General features: G+C 45.8%; 21 protein-coding genes. 17 read left to right on the plus strand and 4 right to left on the minus strand.

Annotation, left to right across the window (positions count from 1 at the left end; all coding sequences use genetic code 11):
* Positions 1 to 37 precede the first annotated feature (37 nt).
* The 4 genes from DB520_RS25195 (at position 38) to DB520_RS25210 (ending at position 5,381) form a co-directional block, all read left to right on the plus strand.
* On the plus strand, positions 38 to 1,423 hold the full coding sequence (locus DB520_RS25195; protein ID WP_114752558.1) for a DEAD/DEAH box helicase: 1,386 nt from the start codon (positions 38 to 40) through the stop codon (positions 1,421 to 1,423).
* Between the two features lie 10 nt (positions 1,424 to 1,433).
* The gene (locus tag DB520_RS25200; protein WP_114752559.1) at positions 1,434 to 2,687 is read left to right on the plus strand and encodes a protoporphyrinogen/coproporphyrinogen oxidase; all 1,254 of its coding nucleotides are present in this window, start codon (positions 1,434 to 1,436) and stop codon (positions 2,685 to 2,687) included.
* A gap of 106 nt (positions 2,688 to 2,793) precedes the next feature.
* Positions 2,794 to 4,506: a capsule assembly Wzi family protein gene (locus DB520_RS25205; RefSeq protein WP_114752560.1), complete on the plus strand. Its 1,713-nt coding sequence runs from the start codon at positions 2,794 to 2,796 to the stop codon at positions 4,504 to 4,506.
* Between the two features lie 401 nt (positions 4,507 to 4,907).
* Complete coding sequence (locus DB520_RS25210; protein ID WP_114752561.1) at positions 4,908 to 5,381, plus strand: hypothetical protein; 474 nt, start codon at positions 4,908 to 4,910, stop codon at positions 5,379 to 5,381.
* Between the two features lie 154 nt (positions 5,382 to 5,535).
* On the opposite strand, the gene DB520_RS25215 is transcribed toward DB520_RS25210, so the two are convergent.
* Positions 5,536 to 6,456, minus strand: a complete 921-nt coding sequence (locus tag DB520_RS25215) for a TolB-like translocation protein (RefSeq protein ID WP_232835150.1) — start codon at positions 6,454 to 6,456, stop codon at positions 5,536 to 5,538.
* A gap of 78 nt (positions 6,457 to 6,534) precedes the next feature.
* Here DB520_RS25215 and DB520_RS25220 point away from each other — a divergent pair, with 78 nt between their 5' ends.
* The 5 genes from DB520_RS25220 (at position 6,535) to DB520_RS25240 (ending at position 11,253) form a co-directional block, all read left to right on the plus strand.
* Entirely contained in the window at positions 6,535 to 7,623 is a 1,089-nt protein-coding gene (locus tag DB520_RS25220) for an oxygenase MpaB family protein (protein ID WP_114752562.1), read from the plus strand.
* 407 nt (positions 7,624 to 8,030) lie between these two features.
* Entirely contained in the window at positions 8,031 to 8,336 is a 306-nt protein-coding gene (locus tag DB520_RS25225) for a DUF2752 domain-containing protein (RefSeq protein ID WP_114752563.1), read from the plus strand.
* A complete protein-coding gene (locus DB520_RS25230) occupies positions 8,308 to 8,709 on the plus strand; it encodes a TM2 domain-containing protein (protein ID WP_114752564.1) in 402 nt (133 codons plus the stop codon). The genes DB520_RS25225 and DB520_RS25230 overlap by 29 nt, the downstream gene beginning before the upstream one ends.
* Complete coding sequence (locus tag DB520_RS25235) at positions 8,693 to 9,622, plus strand: DUF4097 family beta strand repeat-containing protein (RefSeq protein ID WP_114752565.1); 930 nt, start codon at positions 8,693 to 8,695, stop codon at positions 9,620 to 9,622. The genes DB520_RS25230 and DB520_RS25235 overlap by 17 nt, the downstream gene beginning before the upstream one ends.
* Positions 9,623 to 10,140: 518 nt before the next feature.
* Complete coding sequence (locus DB520_RS25240) at positions 10,141 to 11,253, plus strand: PKD domain-containing protein (protein WP_232835151.1); 1,113 nt, start codon at positions 10,141 to 10,143, stop codon at positions 11,251 to 11,253.
* A gap of 974 nt (positions 11,254 to 12,227) precedes the next feature.
* Here the strand turns inward: DB520_RS25240 and DB520_RS25245 are convergent.
* Positions 12,228 to 13,145, minus strand: coding sequence for an endonuclease/exonuclease/phosphatase family protein (locus DB520_RS25245; protein ID WP_114752566.1), 918 nt, complete (start codon positions 13,143 to 13,145; stop codon positions 12,228 to 12,230).
* Positions 13,146 to 13,356: 211 nt separating this feature from the next.
* Positions 13,357 to 13,821: an ABA4-like family protein gene (locus DB520_RS25250; RefSeq protein WP_114752567.1), complete on the minus strand. Its 465-nt coding sequence runs from the start codon at positions 13,819 to 13,821 to the stop codon at positions 13,357 to 13,359.
* A 107-nt stretch (positions 13,822 to 13,928) separates the two neighbouring features.
* On the opposite strand from DB520_RS25250, the gene DB520_RS25255 reads away from it, so the two are divergent.
* The 8 genes from DB520_RS25255 (at position 13,929) to DB520_RS25290 (ending at position 22,055) form a co-directional block, all read left to right on the plus strand.
* On the plus strand, positions 13,929 to 14,843 hold the full coding sequence (locus tag DB520_RS25255) for a helix-turn-helix domain-containing protein (RefSeq protein WP_114752595.1): 915 nt from the start codon (positions 13,929 to 13,931) through the stop codon (positions 14,841 to 14,843).
* A 135-nt stretch (positions 14,844 to 14,978) separates the two neighbouring features.
* Complete coding sequence (locus DB520_RS25260; protein WP_114752568.1) at positions 14,979 to 16,361, plus strand: glycoside hydrolase family 88 protein; 1,383 nt, start codon at positions 14,979 to 14,981, stop codon at positions 16,359 to 16,361.
* Positions 16,358 to 17,188 (plus strand): sugar phosphate isomerase/epimerase family protein, encoded by an 831-nt coding sequence (locus DB520_RS25265; RefSeq protein ID WP_114752569.1) that lies wholly within the window; start codon positions 16,358 to 16,360, stop codon positions 17,186 to 17,188. The genes DB520_RS25260 and DB520_RS25265 overlap by 4 nt, the downstream gene beginning before the upstream one ends.
* 52 nt (positions 17,189 to 17,240) lie before the next feature.
* The gene (locus DB520_RS25270) at positions 17,241 to 18,383 is read left to right on the plus strand and encodes a Gfo/Idh/MocA family protein (protein ID WP_114752570.1); all 1,143 of its coding nucleotides are present in this window, start codon (positions 17,241 to 17,243) and stop codon (positions 18,381 to 18,383) included.
* Between the two features lie 11 nt (positions 18,384 to 18,394).
* The gene (locus DB520_RS25275) at positions 18,395 to 19,165 is read left to right on the plus strand and encodes a 3-ketoacyl-ACP reductase (RefSeq protein ID WP_198675457.1); all 771 of its coding nucleotides are present in this window, start codon (positions 18,395 to 18,397) and stop codon (positions 19,163 to 19,165) included.
* A 245-nt stretch (positions 19,166 to 19,410) separates the two neighbouring features.
* Positions 19,411 to 19,638 (plus strand): hypothetical protein, encoded by a 228-nt coding sequence (locus DB520_RS25280; RefSeq protein WP_114752572.1) that lies wholly within the window; start codon positions 19,411 to 19,413, stop codon positions 19,636 to 19,638.
* Positions 19,635 to 21,059: a sodium:solute symporter family protein gene (locus DB520_RS25285; protein WP_114752573.1), complete on the plus strand. Its 1,425-nt coding sequence runs from the start codon at positions 19,635 to 19,637 to the stop codon at positions 21,057 to 21,059. The genes DB520_RS25280 and DB520_RS25285 overlap by 4 nt, the downstream gene beginning before the upstream one ends.
* Before the next feature lie 66 nt (positions 21,060 to 21,125).
* On the plus strand, positions 21,126 to 22,055 hold the full coding sequence (locus DB520_RS25290) for a DUF6807 family protein (protein ID WP_232835152.1): 930 nt from the start codon (positions 21,126 to 21,128) through the stop codon (positions 22,053 to 22,055).
* A 321-nt stretch (positions 22,056 to 22,376) separates the two neighbouring features.
* Here DB520_RS25290 and DB520_RS25295 read toward each other — a convergent pair whose 3' ends face one another.
* Positions 22,377 to 22,892, minus strand: coding sequence for a hypothetical protein (locus DB520_RS25295; RefSeq protein ID WP_114752574.1), 516 nt, complete (start codon positions 22,890 to 22,892; stop codon positions 22,377 to 22,379).
* Between the last annotated feature and the right edge of the window lie 85 nt (positions 22,893 to 22,977).

Here is a 22,977-nt window from a genome sequence, read left to right on the forward strand (position 1 = left end):
TCGGCTGGGCATATTTATACACCTAAATGAGTAAATTTTGAGTTTTAGAACATTTGATTTCGTAAGTGACTTGCAGGATGGCTTGGATGCCATGGGATATGAGAAACCAACCCCCATCCAAGAGCAGGCTATACCCGTGGTCCTTAACGGCAAGGACCTTATTGCCACTGCCCAAACCGGCACTGGAAAGACTGCTGCTTTTATACTTCCAATTCTTCACCATATTGTTTCCAACCCCCAAGCCGGGGTCAATGCCCTTATCCTGGCACCCACAAGGGAACTTGCCATACAAATTGACCAACAAATACAAGGTCTGGCCTATTTTCTGGGCATCAGTTCCATTGCCGTTTATGGTGGTGGCGATGGAAATACCTGGGAACAACAAAAAAAGGCATTGGAAATGGGGGCAGAGATTGTAGTAGCTACTCCTGGACGGCTTATAGCATTACTACAAGGAGGAAAAATAAAATTTGATACCATGCGGTATTTGATTTTGGACGAGGCTGACAGGATGATGGATATGGGGTTTTCAGACGATATCCTTACCATAGTGAATTATCTTCCAAAAAAACGGCAGACTTTGCTATTCTCAGCTACCATGCCTCCCAAGATCAGACGTTTTTCCCAACGCCTGCTGAGCGATCCTGAAGAGATCTCAATAGCTTTGGGCAAAACTGCCAAAGGAGTTTCTCAGTACGTTTATGCAGCCTATGACGCTCAGAAAGAACCCCTGATCCTGCATATATTGAAACAAGGGGCCTTTGATGCGGTGATCGTTTTCTGCTCCACCAAGGATAAGGTTAAATCCCTATTCAAGACCTTGAAAAAGAGCTTTGACGTGGAGGCATTTCACGCCGACCTGGATCAGGCAGAGCGGGAAAAAATCATGTCCGCATTTAAAAGCAAAAAAGTCAAGATTTTGGTGGCTACGGATATTTTGAGCCGGGGGATAGATGTAGAGGACATAGAGATGGTGGTCAATTTCGATACGCCCAACGACCCCGAAGATTATGTACACCGTGTAGGACGTACGGCCAGAGCCGAAAAGCAAGGGAAGGCAATCACTCTGGTAAATGAAAAGGACAGGCACAAATACCATAACATTGAACGGTTGATAGGGATGGAAATTGAGCGTTTGCCTTTGCCCGATGACCTAGGGGATGGGCCAAGCCTTGATAAACACGGACCTAAAGAAAACAGGGATGCTGGGAAAAGTGGAAAGAGAAAAGGTTTTGGCGGAAAAGATAAGGGAAAGGCTTACAGAAATAAGCAGTCAAAAGAAAAAGAACCATTCCCTCCCAAAGAAAAGTCCCAAAAGCCACTTCCTCAAAGGCAGAGTCCGGCAGGTGAAGTAAGCGAAACAGATAAAAAAGCATCCAAGTCATCGAAATTCAGGAGAAGGAAAAACATTTCGGAGTCTTAACGAGAAACCTATGACGGAGCGGAGGATTTATATCGTTGGTGCAGGCGTATCAGGCCTAGTAGCTGCCATAGAGCTAGAGAAAGCCGGATACTCCCCTGTAATTTTGGAGGCCTCAGACCATATTGGCGGTAGGATTCGTACCTTGACAAAAGATGCTTATTTGTTAGACGTTGGCTTTCAGGTATTACTTACTTCCTATCCTGAAGCCCAGCTCTACTTGAACTATGAGACACTTAGGCTAAGAAAATTCCAACCCGGTGCCGTGGTTTTTAAGCCAGGAGATACCTTTGCCATTTACGACCCGCTGAGAAATCCTTTCAAATTGCTGAATATGGCTTTCTCAAAGGTAGGCACCATCTTCGATAAGTACCGAATGTTCACATTGACAAAGGAACTTAAAGAGAAACAACTCGAAGCTATCTTTTTGGAGCCGGAAATCACCACCCTTCAATATTTGAAGATTAGGGGTTTTTCGGATAAGATCATAAAGTACTTTTTCAAGCCTTTTTTCAAGGGGATTTTCCTGGAGCCCTATTTGGAGACTTCCTCCAGGATGTTCGAATTTGTCTTTAAAATGTTTGCCACAGGACATGCTGCAATTCCTGAAAACGGAATGGGACAAATTCCTAAACAATTGGCCGCAAACCTTACGCAAACCACTTTCCGTTTAAACACAAAGGTTACAAGCATTGAAAAAAACGTCATACGTCTGGAGTCCGGGGATACGCTTACCGCTGACGAAATTATCCTGACAGTGCCCCCTCACGGCATTCTCCCAAACTATACCGGGGCTCCCGTTACCTACAGGAAGGTAACCAATATGTACTTTACCCTGCAGAAATCTTTTATGGCCAGACCCATGATAGGTTTGGTGCCAGACGAAAAGTACCTCATTAACAACTTGCTGTTTTTGACCGATGTCAGTAAAGAATATGCAAAGGACGGAAGGGCCTTGTTGTCGGTTTCTATTATCAAAGACGTTTCCAACGAAACCAACTTGGTTAGCCAAGTGGCCTTGGAGTTAGAGACCTTATCCGGGATTCTGGCAGAGCATTTTAAGCATATAGAAACCATACAAGTAGATAAGGCACTGCCCGTTTTGAACAACATTAAATATGTACTCCCTGCACATCACCAGCAATGGAACGACCACCTGTTCCTTGCGGGGGACCATTTACTCAATGCCTCCATAAACGGAGCCATGGCTGCCGGAAGGAAAGCTGCTGCAGCTCTCTTAAGTAACCTTCATCAGCATCCAGTATAAATAGCTAACACATTACTTTAAGCCCTTAATTCCTTTATTCTCATTATCTATAATAAAGTTAAGTCCCTTGATTGTAAGTTAGTGGACTTATTATTAGATTTAAATAGTGAAAAATGCATTTTGTCTATTAATTTATGCATTTGGATTAGGGTGGCATCACCAATTCCTTATTGCACAGACAATTGTGGCAGGGCAGCCCTTATTAGAGGAAGCCATGCGAAGGGCACAGTTGACAGGGGAAAAGGAGTTGGAAAGTTCCTTTCTTCAAAGGCCGTTAAAAGTAAATTGGGCTGGGGCAGGTTTGTTTCCTGGCTCATGGGAAGCTTTTTATTCCGACTCTGTGCCAAAAACCTCCCTCGCAGAAAAGAAGCAAAACGTAGTCCTGCTACCTGTACGTTTACTTGCTAAACATGCTTCGGGAAGGCCTATAGGTCCAGACCCCTACCTGTTGTTACCTGCTGCTGGGGGACAGTACATGGCTATGGCTGGGGTGGAATTCCGGAACTCCTGGATACATGCCTATTTCCAACCCATTTTTTCCTTCTCAGCCAACCCACCCTATGATGGGTTTAACTCTATAAATGACAATTTAGATGGATTACGGTTCCGGGTGTGGATGCAAGGCGATACAGGTGAGCGCCTGTACCCAGGCAGGCATAGGAATATGGCTTGGGGCAACTCCAAGCTAGCCTTTCAGCTTGGAGCATTGGAACTTGGGGTTTCCACAGAAAACCTCTGGTGGGGCCCGGGGCAGTTTCACGCATTGACATTCAGTCACCATGCCCCTGGGTTTATGCACCTCACCTTGAACACCCATAGACCGCTTAGGACCTTTTTGGGAGATTTTGAAGGTCAGTTTATAATGGGAAGGCTGGAGGGAAACTGGATGCCCCCATCCCAGCATGATGACTTGAACCGCCTTCACTTTACCCCTCCTCCAGATGATTGGCGCTACTTGAATGCGTTCAACATCATTTATTCTCCCAAGTGGTTAAAAGGGCTGCACGTAGGCTTATCCAGGACCTTCCAACAGTTTGAGCAGGACAGGGTACATGATTTCTGGGATTGGGTACCCGTATTGGAGCCATTTCAGAAATCCCGGTTTTTCGATGATGGCCATAGTGTGAGGTATGATGCCAGAAGGCAGGACCAACAAGCCACGGTGTACGCCAGGTACCAATTTGAATCCGCAAAAATGGAATGGTATATGGAATACGGTAGAAGAGATCATGCGTTCACCTGGAGGGAGTTCCTGATGAATCCCGAACATGCCCGTGCCTATATTTTGGGATTTCAAAAGCTTTTTCCTACCGGAAAAAACGGCAGGTGGATACAGGTGAGGGGGGAAATGGCCCAAGGTAGCCAAAGTATCAACCAATTGATCCGTTATGGGGAGCCTCCCGGAAACTACAGTAGTTGGCATTCGCATTACCAGGCCTTGGGCTTCCGGCACCGGGGTCAGATGCTCGGTTTAGGGCAAAGTGGCGGCACGGACGTACAGGTCTTGGAATTGGCATGGGTGCAGGGCTTGGATAAATTGGGGATTCAACTGGAAAGGCAGGAGAGATTCCGAGATTTTTATCGGGCTGCTTTTTATGATTTGCCATATGCCAAACCCTGGGTGGACCTGGGCATGAGGGTGCAATACAGCAAGCAATATGGTTCCTGGTTGGTTGACAGCACCCTTGGGACGCTTATGGGTTTTAATTATCAGTGGAATGGAAACTTACCGGATTCCAACAGCCCATTTGGCAGAGGTGGTGGAAATCGGCGTTTGGACTGGATGGGCCAGTTGCAGGTTTTTTATCTGATTCCTTAAAAGGGTAATGGTAAAATATGAAAGATAGAATTATTGAAATGGGAATAGGATGTAAACGGCTGATTATTAGCCTCTATTTCAATCCTAAATTTGGTCGGTTTAAACCCTAATTTTTGATAATCATATACCTTTATATGGTATAGGTATAAATCGATAAAATTTTATAAATAAAATTATTTAAATAGAGTTTTAATCGTTTTAATTTGCCGCAGATTTTTAAGGAATTCAAATGGGGTAAAGGACAAAAAACAGGAGTATTTTAAAAGATCATAGGCCATTCATGCAGGGGCATTAATGGAAGGAGAGACAGGTGCAAGGGTTTGTTTTGGGGATAGCATAGACCCGAAATTTTTTGGTAAACTAATATATAGTGGCTTTTACATATAAACTAAATAATACATATGACAAGATTGCATTTACTAGGTACATTATTTGTTTTCTTTTTTTCCTTGGGCAGCCCAAAATGGGCACAGGCCCAGGAGATAGAATCTCGGAAATCACACTTTTTTTATGAAGGGCAAAGGTTACAACCCAGGAATATGCTGGAGATAATGAAAGACCATCCCAAGGCCTATGAGGAAATGCGGGCGGCGAAGAGCAATTACGATGTAGCTCAGGTACTCGGAGGCATAGGGGGATTTATGATTGGCTGGCCGGTGGGCACGGCGATTGCTGGGGGCGACCCTAATTGGCTGCTGGCTGGGATAGGGGCAGGGGTGATCATTGGCTCCATTCCCATGCTCACAGCCTATTCCAAACGCTCCCGTGCCGCAGTGGATATGTATAACGAGGGTATTCGTGGTCATTCCATGCATCCAGTGCAAATTCAATTTGGAGGGACTAGTGCTGGATTGGGTTTGATGGTTACATTTTGAGTAGGATCCTGGGTTTTTAGCCTCCATGGTGTATTTGGGTGCCCCGGTGGCCATGGAGGATGAACCACACCCTCTATGGCTAATCTCAAATTGAAACGAAACCCCCATAGAACATTTGCAATGGCCAAAAGCAAACCCCTCCCTGAATCATGGTTTATTTTTCCAACACTACCACCAGCTTATTGCCCTTTGGACTTAGTGCCAGGCGGCTGATGTGGGAGTAGCCAGGGACCTCCAAACTGGCGATCTTTTCCCACCTTATTCCTTTTTTTACATTTCTTAGGTATAGCTCCATACCCCTAGCCATCAGTATCTGGTTTTTGCTTATCCAGATAAAATCCTCAGCTCCACCCAGAGCTAGTCCTAAACTGCTTTCAGTCCTTTCCTCGGTGTCAAAGGCCTTTAATTCATAGGTTTCACGGCCATCTACCACTGTGTTGCCGGATTTATCCAAGTAGGTGACTGCATCACTTTTTGGCCTGGCATGTACAGCCCTACCGGTGTTTCTGGCGATTTCATGCAGGTCGTTTCTCTCGTATGGAAATACCAAGCGCGTGGGCTCCTCCAGGAGCACCAAGGCTGCCTTGTCCCCCTGCCAGCCATAATAGGCTACAGGAGCAATGTCGTCATACAGTAACTCGGGTTCCCCCATGTTGATGGGGTAAAGCCACAGTCTTTGATTCCCGTCCTTTTCCACCCTCACAGCCGAAATATATTGACCGCAGTCCGTCAGGGCAGGGGAAAACTCACTGGATTCCGTGGTGCGAGACATATTGGTAAACTTTCCGGTACTGAAGTTATACATGATTATATCACTTTTTCCCTCCTCGTCTGCGGAAGCAAAAACAAGTTGATCTTTGTTGATGAAATAGGGTTGGTTATCGTAGCCCTCCCTTTCTGTTACCGGGGATGCGGAATTTTCGTCAATCTTGAATCCAAAAAGATTTTTTTTAGTTTCCAATGCGTATAGATCCGAAGTGCTCTGAGCCATCAAAAAGGAACTGGGATCTGGGAGGCTCAAACAAAAAAACGAAAGGGAAAGGAAGTAAAAAAGAGTGTTTTTGTTTTTTTTCATTATGGTTTTCGCTGGTTCAGTAATTACAAAATTCGTAAATACTCTTGAACTTTAGCAATTTATTTCAGTTTTGTTGTCGTGAATAAGATCAATTTATATACTAACAGTAATCTGGATCTGCTGCGGGAAAGACAGGATCCCTTGGCAGACAAGGCCGTGGAGGCCCTGGTTGGCCAAAGGGAGTGGGTAGAGCAGATAAACAGTTGGGAGAGTATTCCCTCAGAACTGCCTGTTGAGTTTCCTGCTGCGCTAAGGAATTTTTTCGACTTCTACGAATCCATTGGTTCTACCTTGCAGGTTCCTAAGCTTAAGCTGGCCCAGGATTTTTTCTCCAAAAATGGAGTGGCTTATTTGTCCATGTTGAGTTTTTATTCACTTCCATATACCTATGCCTTCGCCAATGGTGCCCAGGTGTTGGCCAGTTCAAAAAGGATTATAGATGATGTTGGCAAGAGGTTGGCAGAAACGGGCTTATTTCTAATGGAAGTTTTTCGTCCAGGAGCCTTTTATGAGGACAACAAGGTCTATTTGACTCTGGCAAAGGTAAGGTTGATTCATGCCTTTTCCAGGTACTTTATCCACCATTTTCATCCAAATTGGGATTCATCATGGGGTAAGCCAGTAAACCAGGAAGACATGTTGGGGACAAACCTGGCTTTTAGCCTATTGGTGATCAGGGGTATGCGAAAGATGGGAGCAGCGGTAAAAAGGGAGGAAGTAGATGCTATTATGGCCTATTGGGAAAGGGTAGGCTACTGCTTGGGCATCCTGGTGGATTATTGGCCGGATGATGCAAAGTCCTCCTTCCTCCTTGAAAAAACCATTAGGGACAGGCAGATGAAAAGTAGTGAGGCTGGTAAGTTGCTGGTAAATAGCTTAATGGGTCACTTTACGGAGAAACTAAATAATCCCGTTGTGGTCCCTTTTTTGGAAGATGTGCTGGTTTACTTTATTGGTCCCCAAGCTGCCGTCGCACTGGGGCTTAAAAAAAGACCTTATATCCCCTCTTCGGTGCTGTCCCTACTTCTTCAGACCAACAGCTTTAACCTGGGACAATCCCCAAAAACCTACAAGCAGTTAAGGTATTTTTTTGAGGTGGAAGGCAAAAAGCAGTTTGGGGTTGAGCTTTCTCTTAACCTTCCTCAAGTACCTGCTCAAACCAGATAGAAACCTGTACATAAACGGACAAAAACTGTTCGGTTTTGGGTTTTTATTATGTTCAAAACCTAGGTTAGCGTGATTTTAATGCTTATTTTGCTTTTGGCACCCCTTTCGCCTAACTTCCACGAGAAATGCCCATGAGAAAGAATTCTCACACAGGGGGATGATTAATCTGGGCATTCCATCTGACCGCTGAAAAACAAATTATAAACAGATGAAATCGAGCCTGTCCTGACGGCAGTCAGGGCATGACGAGCACGTCACACACCGGGATGATTATCGTTGCGAGATTCCATGTGACCGTTGAAAAGAAAATATAAACACATGAAATCGAGCATGAGGAGAACCTCACACGTAGGGATGATTATCAAAGCGAGATTCCATCTGACCGCTGAAAAAAAAATTATAAACAGATGAAACTGCCATTTGAATTACTGTTTTGGATTTTGGCTTTGCTAGGAATAGCTGGGATAGATGTAGGAAGTGATGCTTCCCATTTTTCCATTTGTCCCTTAGATCAGCTCGGCATCTCTTGGTGTCCCGGGTGCGGATTAGGTAGGTCCATGAAATTGTTGTTGGTAGGGGAGTTTAGGGCCAGTTGGGCCATGCATCCCTTGGGGGGATTTGCATTTTTGGTAATAGGACATAGAATCGTTGAACTTATTTTGAATATTAAAAGAACAAAGCATTATGGCAAACGTATTAAAGCATCTTCCTGAATTGGAAGGTATGGAATTGGGGTATATCCAAGGTATTTTGAAAAACATGGACGAAGAGCAGGCGACGCTTTTTGCTCAAGTGTATAGAGCAAGAAGAAAGGACAATCAGATGGTTCTTGTCCTCTGTCTCATCGGTTTTTTTGGCTTTGCGGGACTACACCGGTTTATCCTTGGGCAGATAGGGTTGGGAATTTTGTATTTGCTTACACTGGGGCTTTGTTTTATTGGTACCATTGTGGACTTGGTCAACTACAAGAGTTTGGCTTATGAATATAACGTAAAGGTGGCTCACGAGACCCTATCTTTAATGTCGGTCAATTACGAACTTAAGTCAGCAACTCCTAAAAACGAGGGTAATGAGGCTGATAAATAATTGCGGGCTCCTATGCCTATTATTTGTTTGGGGTTGCCAAATCGATTTCAAGGAAACTATTACGGATACCGAAGAAACATTCCATGGTATTGGGGAAATTTACGTTCAGGGGGGATCCCTGGAGGTAAGCTACAAAGGTGGGGATGTGGATGGGGTACACGTGCTTGCCTATTTGGAATCAAGTAAGGGTGATTCGGAAGGAATAAGGATCACCAAAAACGGGAATAGACTTGAAGTTATAGTCAAGGGAAGCACCAGTTTCAGTTTTTGGAATTGGGCCAACCGGAAAGGATATGTGCATATTACCGGGCCCAGGGATATGGACTTGGAAATCAAAAATTCCTCTGGTACCATAGAGGTGGAAAACGTAAAGTCCCCCAGGCTCTCGTTTGGGATAAGTTCTGGAAAAATGGATATCAGCAGGATTGAATCCGATCTGCTCACGATCAGGGGCTCTTCTGGTAAAATCACCGCCCGGAGTATTGAGGGTGATGTGGATGTCAAAATTTCCTCAGGACTGGCGAAAGTAAGCGAAGTGCAAGGTAATGTCAACTTTCATGGCAGCAGCGGAAGTGTCTCTATTGAAGATGTGGATGGCAGGGTAGATGGCAGCATCCGGTCAGGGAAGGCTTCCCTAACCAAGGTGCATGAACTTGGCTCCCTATCCTTAAGTTCCGGGCTGTTAAGTGCAGATCAGGTAGGTTTTGGTCCTGACACCCAACTTGAGGGAAGTTCTGGGCTTTTTAGGATAAAAACCCATTCTGCTCTAGAGGATTACAATTTTGATTTCAGGGTGGGTAGCGGTATGCTTACCATCGGAAATGCCAACTATACCTCCAACGCTTTTGTAAACCACGGGTCTAAAACCACCATAAAGGGAAAGATCAACTCCGGGAAAATGGAAATAAATTAAATTTTCGAAGGAAAGGGATTTGCCCGTTAAAGGCAATTGCTCTAAATTGTATGCTGTATTTTATCGAAACCTTATGAAATCGAGCATGAGGAGAACCTCACAAACTGGCATGATTATAATTGCGAGATTCCATGTGGCCGCTGAAAAGAAAATTTAAACACATGAAATGCCCATGAGAAAGAATTCTCACAAATGGGGATGATTATCCAGGGCATTCCATCTGACCATTGAAAAACAAATATAAACAGATGAAATCGAGCCTGTCCTGACGGCAGTCAGGGCATGACGCAAGCGACGCACGGAGGGATGATTAAGATTGCGAGATTCCCCCGAAACGAGTTCGGGGCAGGCTATGTGACCATTAAAAACCAAATATAAACACATGAAATCGAGCATGACGAGCACGTCACACTGGGATGATTATAGACTGCGAGATTCCCCCGAAACGAGTTCCCCGAAACAAGTTCGGGGCAGGCAGGGGCAGGCTATATGACCGCTGAAAAGACAATTATAAACATATGAAATCAAGCCTTTTTGTGGTAATAATCCTTTTCATGCCCTTGGCAATTTCCGCCCAGGATATGTACACCACAGTACGGGAAGGTAAGCAGTTTAGGGTTTTTCAGTTTCCCAAAGACCAGATTCCACGTATTGACGGGGACAAATCGGATTGGGATATCGTACCCGAATCCTATACCTACGATACTTCTTGGCTGAATGACACAGAAGACGGGCACGGGACGGACATTGACCCGGAAGACCTGGATGTGAGGGTCACCGTGGGCTGGGTGAAAGGGCTTAATAGGATTTATATCCTCTATGAAGCCTTTGATGATTACTGGGATTTTGAGCGCTTTAACCCCAATGGGTATCTCAGTGATATTTTTGAAGTGGTGTTGGATGGCAACCTTTCGGGTGGCCCATTTATTTATAACCCCTTGATTCCCGAGGCCAGAAAATGGGGGGATCACCCTGCACATATTCACAATCACCTTACCTTTAGCGGGTATCATGCCCAAAATTACCATATTTTCACCCCGCCCACCCGGAATGCAGAGGTGCTGGTTTGGGGTGCACAACCCTGGATTGCAGCCTTCCCCCACGCCAATTTTGCCTATTCCTATGATTTCAGTCATGGTGAAAGCGGGCACCTGGTAATGGAATGTTGGCTTACCCCCTTTGACCATGCACCCTTCCATCAGGATCAAGCAGTGGAAACGGTATTGAGAGAGGGCAGTTTTATTGGCTTGTCCTGGTCGATTTTGGATTTTGACGGAGGAGACAGGGATGGTCATTATAACCTCAGCCATGACACCCGCATGGTTATGGATGCCTCTTACCTTTGTGCCTTTGAACTGATGCCATTGGAGGCACATTTGCTTCCAGAGCTTAGGGCCGACTTTGAGTTCCAATACCTAGAAGGAAGGGAAAGAGCAGTCGCCTTTCAAGATACTTCCGTAGGGGAGGTGGAAAGCTGGTATTGGGAGTTTGGGGATGGGAACAGCTCCGATGAACCCAATCCAATCCATAGCTATGAAAAAAGTGGCGTCCATTACAACGTCAGCCTAACCGTAAGTGGCCCTAAGGGCAAAGATGTGAAAACCCGGTTTTGGGAAGTGATGGTGGAGTGAGAGGACTTGGAGACGAAGGGACGAGTCAAAGTGACTTAGAGACTTAGAGACGAAGAGACTTAGAGACGAAGAGACTTAGGGACTTGGAGTCGGAGAGAAATGGGGTTTAGGGTCTCGTTGATTTTTGTCCACGCTTGGCTGCTACTGTGGGGTTTCCCGGGTAGGAACTGGGTCTAGGTGCTTTTCCGTTTCGCTAACCACGAATTGGAAAAAAAACCGTTCCCTACGCATACAAGCTCCCTCTCCCTTGAGGGAGAGGGTTGGGGTGAGGGCATAATCATGGATTTATTTGTTTAACAGAGGGCACAGAGGTTTTATTAATTATTTTCTTAGTGACCTTTGTGCCTCCTTAGTGTGCTTAGTGTCTTAAACCTTTCGGAGACTATCCTTCCAAGTTTTTTGTCACGAAGGGCACAAAGGAGTGTCTTAGTGACTTTAGTGTGACTTAGAGACAAAGAGACTTAGGGGCGGAGAGAGGACAGGCTTCGGAAGGGTTTTGTCACGAAGGACGCAAAGAACACACAGAGGGCACAGAGTTTTTTTAACTATTTTCTTAGTGAACTTTGTGCCTCCTTTGTGTGCTTTGTGTCTCAAATCTTTCGGAGACTTTCCTTCCAAGTTTTTTGTCACGAAGGGCGCAAAGAACACACAGAGGGCACAGAGGTTTTATTAATTAATTTCTTAGTGACCTTTGTGCCTCCTTAGTGTGCTTAGTGTCTTAAACCTTTCGGAGACTATCCTTCCAAGGTTTTTGTCACGAAGGGCACAGAGGAGACACGGAGAGCTCGAAGGGACCTGGTGATTGGAGATTAATTTTTGTGAGAAAAGTTATCCCATCCGCAGGAAATTAGGGATAGTAGAACTTGGAGGTGAGAATGTTTTTGTCCACTGAGCAGAAGTATAGAAGGGCTTAAGAAGGAAATTTTTAAAATGAAAGTATAGACTCCCCATAAAAACCCATTACCCATCCCTCATTAAAAATCAAAAGCCGCAATCACCGGAAAATGATCCGATAACTTTTCGGGTTCCCCGTAATTGATGATTTCCGCATAACTGCACCTGTCCTCAAAATAAGGGCTGACCAGGATATAGTCCAATCGCTGCTGATAGATCGCCGCCTCAGATGCAGGCATGTCCCGGGTGGCAAGCGGGGTCGGAAAGCTCTTCCGGTTGGTTTCCGCCACTTTCATCTGCACCACGTCAATAAGTGGGAGGGATAAAAAGGTGGACATGGCCGAATAGTCAATCCTTTTGTTCCTCAAATTGATAAAAGCTTCCTCTCCCTTTTCGGCTTTACTCAAACTATCTGCCACTATGGACAGCCTCCTTGCCTGTGGGTTGTTGGCATCAAAGGAAGCGTCATAGGGACTGTGGGCGTTGAAATCACCTAAGACCATGTACTTTTCCTGACCGGGGAGGAGGATAGCTTCTTGCAGGTAATCGCAAATGATCCTTGCCTCCCGCCTTCTAAACTCCCAATCCTGGGGACTCAGGTGCACCACCAAAAAATCCACCTCCCTGGTCTTTGCGTGTAACATACCGTGCCACATGCCACCAATCATTTTTGTTTTCATTTCCAAGGGAGTTTTTGAAGTGATACCTATTGGATACCCCTCTTCTTTTAACAAGATGGAGTAGGGGTGACCCCACTCTTGGGCAAGGGACTGGAGTTTTTCCGGGGTGAAATCGTTGAGCTCCTGAAAGCCTATTACGTCGGCATCTTGCTCTTGAAGCCATTGCACCATGGCAGCTTCCCGCTCTTGGTCCTTCCCCCAGTCAAACCCGTTCCAGATATTGTAGGTAATGACCTTGAGGGGTTCGGTTTGGGCAGTAACAGGATACCTGAAACCAAGAAAAACCAAAAAGGAAAAGAGAAATACCAAAGACCTCATACGATTAATTAGAATTTATGAACCACAAGATAAGCAAAATTCCGAATCCATCCATTTCCTAAAACCATGCACCCCTTCCCCACGCCTCCAATTATCTATCCACCAATTATCTCCTCATCACCAATCAACCCTTACATTACCCACTACCAATTACCCATTTATCATTACATAACCCATAACCTACTACCGATTAACAATTAACCATTAATCATTAACCATCCCCAACTTCCACCTCCCATTTCAAATACGGATCCTGTAAAAACCTGCGCTGCTTTACCACCCTGTACAAAAAGTACAACAACAAACCCGTGGGGCCCAGCATAAAGGTAAATAACAGACATGGTAAAATAAGCCATCTGCCAAACCCTCTCTTGAATGCGTCCTGGGTGATCCACATGCCAGTAAACAGGTCAAAAGCCAAATAATGAATCCATCCTGCCAGTACTGCTTCGTCATTGTCAAAAAGGGACTTTACGCCGGCCAGACTGTTGAAATCACCTTCCCCACCAGTAATTAAACCGGGTATTACATAAATCAGGTAAAACAAGGCCAAAAACACCAGAATGACCGAAAATAACACCCGATAGACCCAGGGTCGGGGGTAAAAGACAAACAATAGCACCCAACTGATAAGGGCTACGCTGTTGGCGAGGGTAAAGGCGGTTTCAAGTTCCATAAAATAGCTTTTTTTTTAAGACCAATCCCAAGTTACCCCTAGCTTCTGGCTTATACAAGTGGGCACTTTGAAAGGTTTTTGTTTATTTTGTGGAACAAACCATAGCCATGCCTGACCCGATTAAGACATACGAGATGCCTGATAGCCTGGGACAACAGTCCTTTCAGCTCTATGAAGTCCAGGGCAAAAGCATCAACAATAGTTCTTATCCCCATAGCACAGACAGGCCCCACCGTCACAAGTATTATGAAATATGTGTGTTTGTCAATGGAGCCGGCAGGCACGAGATTGATTTTAGCACACATTCCATCCATTCCTGTTCGGTACATTTCTTAACACCGGGCCAGGTACACCTAATTTCTAGGGAGGAAGACTACCATGGCTACCTAATGGTATTCTCCAAGGAGTTTTATGCCTTGGACACCTTCCATGAAGATCTACTGTACCAGTTGCCATTTTTCAATAACCCCACCTTGCTGCCTATACTGAACCTCAGGTCCAGGGACTTTGAAGAAATCATGTACCTTATAGAGGCCATGCAGCGGGAATGCAAATTCAGCTCAGAGGGTAGTAGAGAAATCCTCCGAAGTTACCTTCAGATCTTTTTGGTGAAATGCAAGCAGTTCTACATCTACTACTTTGCGGAGAAAAAGAAAATGCATGACCCCCACTTTTCCCTAGTACAACAGTTTAATGCGCTGGTAGAACAGCGTTTCAAGAACGTCCACCAAGTTCAGGACTATGCAGATTTACTGGCACTTTCCCCTGCCATGCTCAATAAATATGTAAAGAAAATCACTGGGTTTACGGCAGGTGAAATCATTATGGACCGCCTGATCCTACAAGCCAAACGATACCTTATCTATACCGACCTCTCCAACAAGGAAATCTCCTACCAACTCAATTACGAGGACCCTTCCTATTTCAGCCGGATCTTTAAAAAGAAAACCGGGCTCAGTCCCTCGGAATTTAGAAGGGTGGAAAACGAAAAGTACCAGCTTTATTCGGAAAAACACCTTTAAACTATCTGTTTTTGAAGCTACCTTTAATTCCCAATTGAAAAAGTACAAGCTTGATTCAGGTGCTTTCCAGTCGATTATTTGGATTTTGGAAAACACCTATTAGGCTAACCAAATAATCTAACAGCAAAACAAGAAATGATAAAAATTGATTTTGACCTTAAACCCGCAGACCTAAAGTCCGACTTGGATCGCTTTTGGCAATTGTCCGGGGAGAAAATTGATGCCATCAACAAGGAATATCCACAGGATCAGGGTTCCCCTGTATTTACCGAAAACGGGAAATACACCACCCGTGGATGGACAGAATGGACCCAGGGCTTCCAGTTTGGATCTTCCATACTCCAGTTTGATGCTACGGGGGAAAATGCCTATCTGGAAGAAGGCAAGAAAAAGACCCTGAAGCTTATGGCACCGCATATCAGCCATATAGGGGTGCATGACCATGGCTTCAACAATGTGAGTACCTATGGCAACCTCCTTAGGTTGATGGTGGAAGGGAAAACCTCCCATAATGAATGGGAAAAGAACTTTTATGAACTTGCCCTTAAAATTTCAGGAGCCGTACAGGCAAGCCGCTGGACCACGATAAAGGATGGTGGCTTTATCTATTCCTTCAATGGGCCCCATTCCCTATTTGTGGACACCATCCGCACTGTGCGAATTTTAATGCTGAGCCACAGTCTTGGGCATGTGTTACAACATGAAAATGATACCAGGGCAAACCTATTGGTAAGGGGTTTACAGCATGCCAAATCCACAGCGGACTATTCCGTTTTTTACGGGGAAGGCAGGGACCGCTACGATCTATGGGGCCGTGCCGCCCATGAAAGTGTTTTCAACACCAACGACGGTAATTTCCGCTGCCCAAACTCCCAGCAGGGCTACACGGGCTTCAGCACCTGGACGCGGGGGTTGGCATGGGCCATGTGTGGGTTTCCGGAGGAGCTGGAATATTTGGCCACCCTGTCTGATGAGGACTTGTCGGCATATGGAAAACGCAGCGACATTGAGGCATTTATGCTGAAGGCGGCAGAGGCTACCTGTGACTTTTATATAGAGCATACCCCTACCGATGGGGTTCCCTATTGGGATACCGGGGCACCCAACCTGCACAAGTTGGGGGATTACTTGTCCAAGCCTTCCGATCCGTATAATGATTTTGAACCAGTGGACAGCTCCGCGGCGGCTATTGGCGCCCAGGGCCTGCTCAGGCTGGGTAAGTACCTAAAGGAAAAGGGCCAAACTGATAAAGGCCAGAAGTATTGGCAGGCAGGGCTTACCGTATTGAAAACCCTATTACAGGAACCTTATCTTAGTACAGACAAGAGCCACCAGGGGATTTTGTTGCATAGCATTTATCACCAGCCAAACGGTTGGGACTATGTGCCCAAGGGCCAAAAGATTGCCTGTGAGGAATCCAGTATGTGGGGTGATTACCATGCACGAGAACTTGCACTTTATGTAAGCAGGGTTATAAGTGGGGAAAATTATTATACTTTCTTTAATTGTCTGTCATGAGTGTGAAGCCTATCAAAGATCTAAGCAAACTCTGCGTACATACGATTACCACCAAGTCTTGGAGTATCGAGGAAGCTGGTGAGCGCTACGAGGCCGCCGGGGTAAAAGGGATATCGGTTTGGAGACAATACTTGGAGGGTCGGAATATCGCCCAGGCTGGTGAGCGTTTAAGCAACCATGGACTGGAAGTCGTCTCCTTAGTTAGGGGAGGTTTTTTCCCTTCGGTATCCTCCACAGAGCGCAAAAAAGCCCTGGATGACAACCGAAAGGCCATAGAAGAAGCCGCGGCACTGGGAGCTCCTATGATCGTATTGGTATGCGGGGCGGATCCCGGCCAATCACTGGCCACCTCCAGGGCGCAGATCCAGGCAGGCATTGAAGAGGTACTTCCCTTTGCCATGGAGCATGGGGTGAAATTGGCCATAGAACCGCTACATCCCATGTATGCGGATACCCGCTCGGCGGTGAATACCATGGAACAGGCCAATGACATGGCCGAGGCCATTGCTTCCGAGTATGTGGGAATAGCTGCCGATGTGTACCATCTATGGTGGGATCCCCACCTGGAAAAGGAAATAGAAAGATGCGGCAAAAAGGGAAATCTCTTAGCCTTCCATATCTGTGACTGGAACAGTCCTACTGTGGACCTGCTAAACGACAGGGGACTTATGGGAGAAGGCTGCATCAACATCAAGGAAATCAGGAGCTGGGTGGAAGAGGCAGGATTTTCAGGCTTTAATGAGGTGGAAATATTCTCCGACAGGCTTTGGGCGATGGACCAACAGGAATTCTTGGATAAAATCGTGAAGAGTTACTACGACTGCTAGGCAAATATCTTTGAGAGAAACAGAAAGACATATCAAAAAAACTAAACATATAATGGAACATAAAGTAGGCATAATCATGAACGGTGTCACCGGAAGGATGGGCACCAATCAGCATTTGATGCGAAGCATCGTTGAAATCATCAAACAGGGTGGGGTGAAGCTACCCAATGGGGATCATATCATGCCGGATCCCATCCTCGTGGGCAGAAACCAATCCAAGTTGGATGGCCTTTGCAAAGCCTCAGGCGTGAGCAAAAGCACCACCGACCTGGACAGCGTGATGAAAGACCCCTATTACACCATCTATTTTGATGCACAAACCACCGGAAGGAGGGCAGATGCCGTAAAGCAGGCGGTGGCAGCAGGAAAGCACGTGTATTGCGAGAAACCCGTTTCGGTGGATACCCAGACCGCACTGGAACTGCATGAACTTTGTGAAAAGGCAGGGGTGAAGCATGGAGTGGTGCAAGACAAGCTTTGGCTTCCCGGCATGCGAAAGTTAAAAAGATTGATTGAAAACGGGTTTTTTGGAGAGATCCTCTCTGTCAGGGGAGAATTTGGTTACTGGGTATTTGAAGGACATACCGTGCCTGCACAGCGTCCCTCCTGGAACTACAGGAAAGAGGACGATGGTGGGATAATCGTAGATATGCTTTGCCATTGGAGGTATGTTTTGGACCATATCTTTGGCAAGGTAAAAGCGGTAAGCTGTACAGGAGCTACCCATATTAAAGAACGGGTGGACGAGCAGGGAAATCCCTACAAATGTACCGCAGATGATGCAGCATATGCGACTTTTGAGCTGGAGGGGGACATTATCGCCCATTTCAATTCAAGCTGGACCGTAAGGGTAAGAAGGGATGACCTGCTTACCGTCCAGGTGGACGGAACCAAGGGGTCTGCCGTGGCAGGCTTGAGGGAATGCTACATCCAACACTATGGCAATACCCCAAAACCAGTTTGGAATCCGGATATCGTTCAGCCTATTGATTTCTATGAGGGTTGGTCGAAGGTTCCTGAGCAGGAGCCCTTTGATAATGCCTTCAAGGTACAATGGGAGTTGTTTTTGAAACATGTGGTGCTGGATGAACCATTTCCCTGGAACATGAAAGAAGGAGCCAAAGGCGTGCAACTTGCTGAAAAAGGTTTGGAAAGTTGGGAAAAGCGATGCTGGTTGGACATCCCTGAACTTTAATGAAGGGTATTATGAAAAAGGTAGCACTAGTAACAGGTGGAAGCAGGGGCATAGGGCTGGGCATCGCCATTTGCCTTGCTAAAGAAGGCTTTGACCTTGCCATAAACGGTATGAGAGCCGAGGCAGACACCAAAGACTCCCTGGAAGAGCTTAGGGCTTTGGGTACGGAGGTACTGTACTGCCGCGGAGATGTAGGCGATTCGGCCCAAAGGCAATCCATCATGGATAGCATCAAGGAAAAATACGGCAGGCTCAATGTGTTGGTAAACAATGCTGGTGTGGCACCGAAGGAGCGAAAGGACATCCTTGAGGCAACGGAGGAGAGCTTCGACTATGTGTTGAAGACCAACCTGAATTCCGCCTATTTTCTATCCCAAGCAGCCGCAAATTGGATGGTAGCCCAGAAAAAGCAGGATGCTTCATTTAAAGGTTCCATCATAAACGTATCTTCTATTTCTGCCACCATTGCCTCGGTGAATAGAGGAGAGTATTGTGTGGCCAAGGCAGGTATGAGCATGGCAACGCAATTATTTGCAGTAAGGCTGGGGGAATTTGACATACCCGTTTATGAGGTAAGACCGGGAGTGATTGCCACGGATATGACCTCCGGAGTAAAGGAAAAGTACGATAAATTGATAGGGGAAGGTCTATGTGTACAGCCTAGGTGGGGGCTCCCGGAAGATGTTGGGCTGGCGGTGGCTTCTTTGGCCACGGGCAATTTCCCTTATTCTACTGGCCAGGTGGTTATGGTGGATGGGGGGCTTTCTATTCCCAGGCTTTAATTATCAACTAGTAGGCCTTGGAAAATAATTGACCTGGACGAAATTGCCATAATGAGGTTTGCCCCGATAACCCTTAATAGCTATCTGGGGCAAACTACCTGTCGGAGTTATGGCAGTTTGGTTCTAGAAGGCTAAAAAATTTATAAACAGATTAAAATACCGGAGCTTTTTCAAAATGCATCCAAAGAGAAAGATTCATTTGTATATTGTCAAATCGTTTATCAGTCAAAAAAATATTAAACCCAATGCATAAAAAAAAGAAATATTGGACCCTGTGTTGTATTGCCGCAGTGGTACTATCCCTAATTACTTTCACCCCCTTGGTGATACCTCAAGGAGTGTCGAAACCCATGCTGGGAGGAGTGCCTTACAGTTTGTGGACCAGCTTTATTATAACCGTTGCCTTGGTCGTTTTGACTTATATTGGCACCAGGGTACACCCTGGAATGGAGGAAGAGGAGGATAAGTCATGATCTTTTGGGTTTGGGTTTTCGGTTTGGTCTATGCAGGCCTTTTGGTGATGGCGTCCTTAAAGTCTTACAAAAAGGGACGTTCTGCGGAAGAATTTATGATGGCGGGTTCCAACGTGGGGCTCTCTTTAGGGGTGCTCACTTTCGCTGCGGCTTTGTTCAGCACCTTTACCTTTTTGGGCATGCCGGATTTTTTCCGGGTCAACGGGGTAGCGGCATGGATATTCCTTGCTGTTTCTGATGGAGCCATGGTCTTCTTCCTGCTTTGGTTTGGCTATCAGATCAGGATGAAGGTAAAAGGCATGGAGTTCCGTGGGGTATCTGGTTTGATTGGCAGGTGCTATGGAAATAAATGGGCTGGTTACGTGTTTTTCCTTGCTGCCTTTCTGTTTTTGATCCCTTATGTGGGCATACAGATCCAGGGCATCGCCATATTTATGGAGGCTGCTTTCCCGGGTTCCCTGCCTTCTTGGGGTTGGTCCCTGGGGATAGTTCTGATCATGCTGATCTATGCGGAAATTGGGGGATTAAAAGCCATTATTTTCAGTGATGCTATTCAGGGTCTGCTTCTTTTATTCGTGATTTGGATCATTGGCTATGCTTGTCTTTCCCATTTTGGGGGCATAGGACCAATGTTCGAGCGGGTGGGCAATATTCAAGAAGAATTGCTTTCTAGCCCTGGCCCACAAGGTCTGCTTACTCCCCAGTTCCTTTTCGCTTCTCTGATTGCGATCTTGATGATCCCCGTCACACAGCCTCAATTCACTACCCGTATTGTGGTGATGAAGAGCATGAAGACCATGCAGTTGATGGCAGTTTCCCTGGGGGCATTTGCCATTTTGGTGATCTTACCTACCATCTTTATTGGTATGTATGGGGTGGACAAGTACCAAGAATACGGCAGGGATGATTTCTTCGCCAATGCCTTTCTGTATGATCAACCTAATTTTGTGGCCGCTCTTGCCATCATTGGTTTAATTGCAGCGGGACTTTCCACTACCAATGCACAGATTTTCGCCCTGGGCTCTGAGTTGAGAGGTTTGTTAAAGGGGAATGAAAACAGCATCATGACTAAGACCAAAATCGGGATTTTTGTCTTTTCGGTGATTGCCTTTTTCTTTTCCATAATCGTCATCGACCAACTAGTGCTCTTGGCAAGGGTTAGTTTTGCGGGAACTGGAATCATGGGTCCCATGATCCTTCTGGGAATATTAAGTAACCGCAAAGTTTCCTCTGCCATCATTTATCTTTCCTTTGCGGGGCTGATAATATTTCTGCTTTCATTGGGGGGATTTGTTCCGGACATGTATTTTGGCATAAGACTTGATTTGCTGCTCTTTATAACGCTGGGAGTAATTGCCGTAATCTCACATCTCGCCGGAAAAGAACATCAGTTCATTCGGGAAGACGACGTAAAGCATTGATGAATGCTGAAAAAGGGATGTAGGCAGTTGCTTGCATCCCTTTTTTTTACCCTTTACCCGCAAAACATGATCAACAAATTGATTTTCTTATTATTGCTTGGAGGCCTTTTACCCATAATGGGGCAGGGGCAGGATATGGCCCTGACTTGGCAAGAAAGTGAGGATGGGTGGCTATTGAAGGAGGGCTCTGCCCCCAGGCTGTTTTACCAAACCACCACCAAGGCACAAGATGGAAAGTACCCCAGGGCTAACTATATCCATCCCCTGTACGGGATAGATGGGGAGGAACTCACGGAGGATTTTCCCGCCGACCATTTGCATCACCGGGGGATATTTTGGACCTGGCATCAGCTCTATGTGGATGGAGAAAGGGTAGCTGACCCCTGGATAAGTGAGGGTATTTCCTGGGAGGTAGTGGAGGTAAAGCCCTTGGATGTAAGTGAGGGTGCGGGGTTGATGGCCAAAGTACTATGGAGTACCGAACAGGGACCTGTAGTCGAGGAGCATCTGGCATTACTTTACGAAAGACTTGAAGAAGATGCTTACAGGCTTACCACAGAAGTAGAGCTAAAGCCCTTGAAGGAAGAAGTGAGCATAGGTGGGTCCGAAGACCCCAAAGGCTATGGAGGTTTCTCCCCTAGGATCAAACTTTCCGAAAATGTTGGGTTCTTTGATGAGGAAGGGGAGGTAGCTCCCCGGGAACTTCCCGTATCTGCTGGCCCTTGGATGAACGTAACCAAGGAGAAGGAAGGTGACCCCGGTGTGGTAATCATGGGGGAGCCCGATGAACTACCTGACTATAAAGGCTGGATCCTCAGGGCAAAAAACAGCATGCAGAATATGGCTTTTCCTGGAAGGGAACCCATAGTTCTGCCGGATGAAGCCCCTTACCTGAGTTTTAGAAACCAACTTTTGGTGCACCAGGGACTGGACAAGGAGGAAATCGAACGGTATTATCAGAATTTTAAGGTAGCTGGTAGCTTAATTGTTCGCTGATAACCTACAATTTTCACAGTACACCTGCCAACCATAACAAATCACCCCAAAAACCTTGGAAGGAAAGTCTCCGAAAGGTTTAAGACACAAAGCATACAAAGGAGGCACAAAGGTCACCAAGAAAATAGTAAAAACCCAGCTAGGCGTAGTTTGCAACTACGCCTCACTATAATTCATGGAATTTGCAATTCCATGAAGACGTTAACTTCAAACGAAGTTTAGCAAAAATAACCCGATGATCGGGATTTGCAATCTCTCCCGGAAACAAGTCACCCAGTCCTTAATGATCATTCACCCCACTGTATTCCGAAGGTTGGCTCTTTAGTGGAGTTTTCGGAAAAACGTCCGTTCGGTAACAAAACATCCAAACCCCAGTTCTAAATTGCATGGATTGGAAATGAGGGTAAGTTTATTACCACCTTCCTCTATTCTGACTCCATACTTAAACCGATAGATATTGTCCTCATAGGAGGGCTGTAGGTCTTCCAATGGTGCATAACTGCTTCCCTGGGCTGCACGAAACACTCCATCTAGTAAGTGTACATCTTTGCCTAATACCGTAAAGTTACCAGATACCGCGCCTGCAAAACCGAGTATTTCGTCGTTTTCAGGTTCTTGGTAGTACCACACAATTCGGTACCTATGGTCTATGTCGAAGTCAATGACTTGGGTAAATCGCAGGTCTTGAGAGGTGTCTTGGGATGTTTTTTGCCAAGTACCGTAGATTTGACTCCGCCGGAAGTCGTCGTCCGATGTACAAGACCAAGAGCAGATAGTCCAAGCAATCACAAACATCATTCCTCCAAACATTCCTATTTCCTTTTGAGAATCTATCATCCCTTTTATGATTCGTTATCTGAGTAGTCGGTTCCCTTTAGTCAAAAAGGCATTTTGCATCAAAATGCATGGCCTTGTAACCGAT

This window comes from Pleomorphovibrio marinus, assembly GCF_003347495.1.
In the GTDB taxonomy this organism is placed as follows: domain Bacteria; phylum Bacteroidota; class Bacteroidia; order Cytophagales; family Cyclobacteriaceae; genus Pleomorphovibrio; species Pleomorphovibrio marinus.

Excerpts from the sequence above, each read along its gene's own strand:
- DB520_RS25200 (WP_114752559.1), top strand. The coding sequence starts at position 1,434 with ATGACGGAGCGGAGGATTTATATCGTTGGTGCAGGCGTATCAGGCCTA.
- DB520_RS25210 (WP_114752561.1), top strand. The coding sequence starts at position 4,908 with ATGACAAGATTGCATTTACTAGGTACATTATTTGTTTTCTTTTTTTCC.
- DB520_RS25215 (WP_232835150.1), bottom strand. The coding sequence starts at position 6,456 with ATGAAAAAAAACAAAAACACTCTTTTTTACTTCCTTTCCCTTTCGTTT.
- DB520_RS25225 (WP_114752563.1), top strand. The coding sequence starts at position 8,031 with ATGAAACTGCCATTTGAATTACTGTTTTGGATTTTGGCTTTGCTAGGA.
- DB520_RS25230 (WP_114752564.1), top strand. The coding sequence starts at position 8,308 with ATGGCAAACGTATTAAAGCATCTTCCTGAATTGGAAGGTATGGAATTG.
- DB520_RS25235 (WP_114752565.1), top strand. The coding sequence starts at position 8,693 with ATGAGGCTGATAAATAATTGCGGGCTCCTATGCCTATTATTTGTTTGG.
- DB520_RS25240 (WP_232835151.1), top strand. The coding sequence starts at position 10,141 with ATGAAATCAAGCCTTTTTGTGGTAATAATCCTTTTCATGCCCTTGGCA.
- DB520_RS25245 (WP_114752566.1), bottom strand. The coding sequence starts at position 13,145 with ATGAGGTCTTTGGTATTTCTCTTTTCCTTTTTGGTTTTTCTTGGTTTC.
- DB520_RS25250 (WP_114752567.1), bottom strand. The coding sequence starts at position 13,821 with ATGGAACTTGAAACCGCCTTTACCCTCGCCAACAGCGTAGCCCTTATC.
- DB520_RS25255 (WP_114752595.1), top strand. The coding sequence starts at position 13,929 with ATGCCTGACCCGATTAAGACATACGAGATGCCTGATAGCCTGGGACAA.
- DB520_RS25260 (WP_114752568.1), top strand. The coding sequence starts at position 14,979 with ATGATAAAAATTGATTTTGACCTTAAACCCGCAGACCTAAAGTCCGAC.
- DB520_RS25265 (WP_114752569.1), top strand. The coding sequence starts at position 16,358 with ATGAGTGTGAAGCCTATCAAAGATCTAAGCAAACTCTGCGTACATACG.
- DB520_RS25270 (WP_114752570.1), top strand. The coding sequence starts at position 17,241 with ATGGAACATAAAGTAGGCATAATCATGAACGGTGTCACCGGAAGGATG.
- DB520_RS25275 (WP_198675457.1), top strand. The coding sequence starts at position 18,395 with ATGAAAAAGGTAGCACTAGTAACAGGTGGAAGCAGGGGCATAGGGCTG.
- DB520_RS25280 (WP_114752572.1), top strand. The coding sequence starts at position 19,411 with ATGCATAAAAAAAAGAAATATTGGACCCTGTGTTGTATTGCCGCAGTG.
- DB520_RS25285 (WP_114752573.1), top strand. The coding sequence starts at position 19,635 with ATGATCTTTTGGGTTTGGGTTTTCGGTTTGGTCTATGCAGGCCTTTTG.
- DB520_RS25290 (WP_232835152.1), top strand. The coding sequence starts at position 21,126 with ATGATCAACAAATTGATTTTCTTATTATTGCTTGGAGGCCTTTTACCC.
- DB520_RS25295 (WP_114752574.1), bottom strand. The coding sequence starts at position 22,892 with ATGATAGATTCTCAAAAGGAAATAGGAATGTTTGGAGGAATGATGTTT.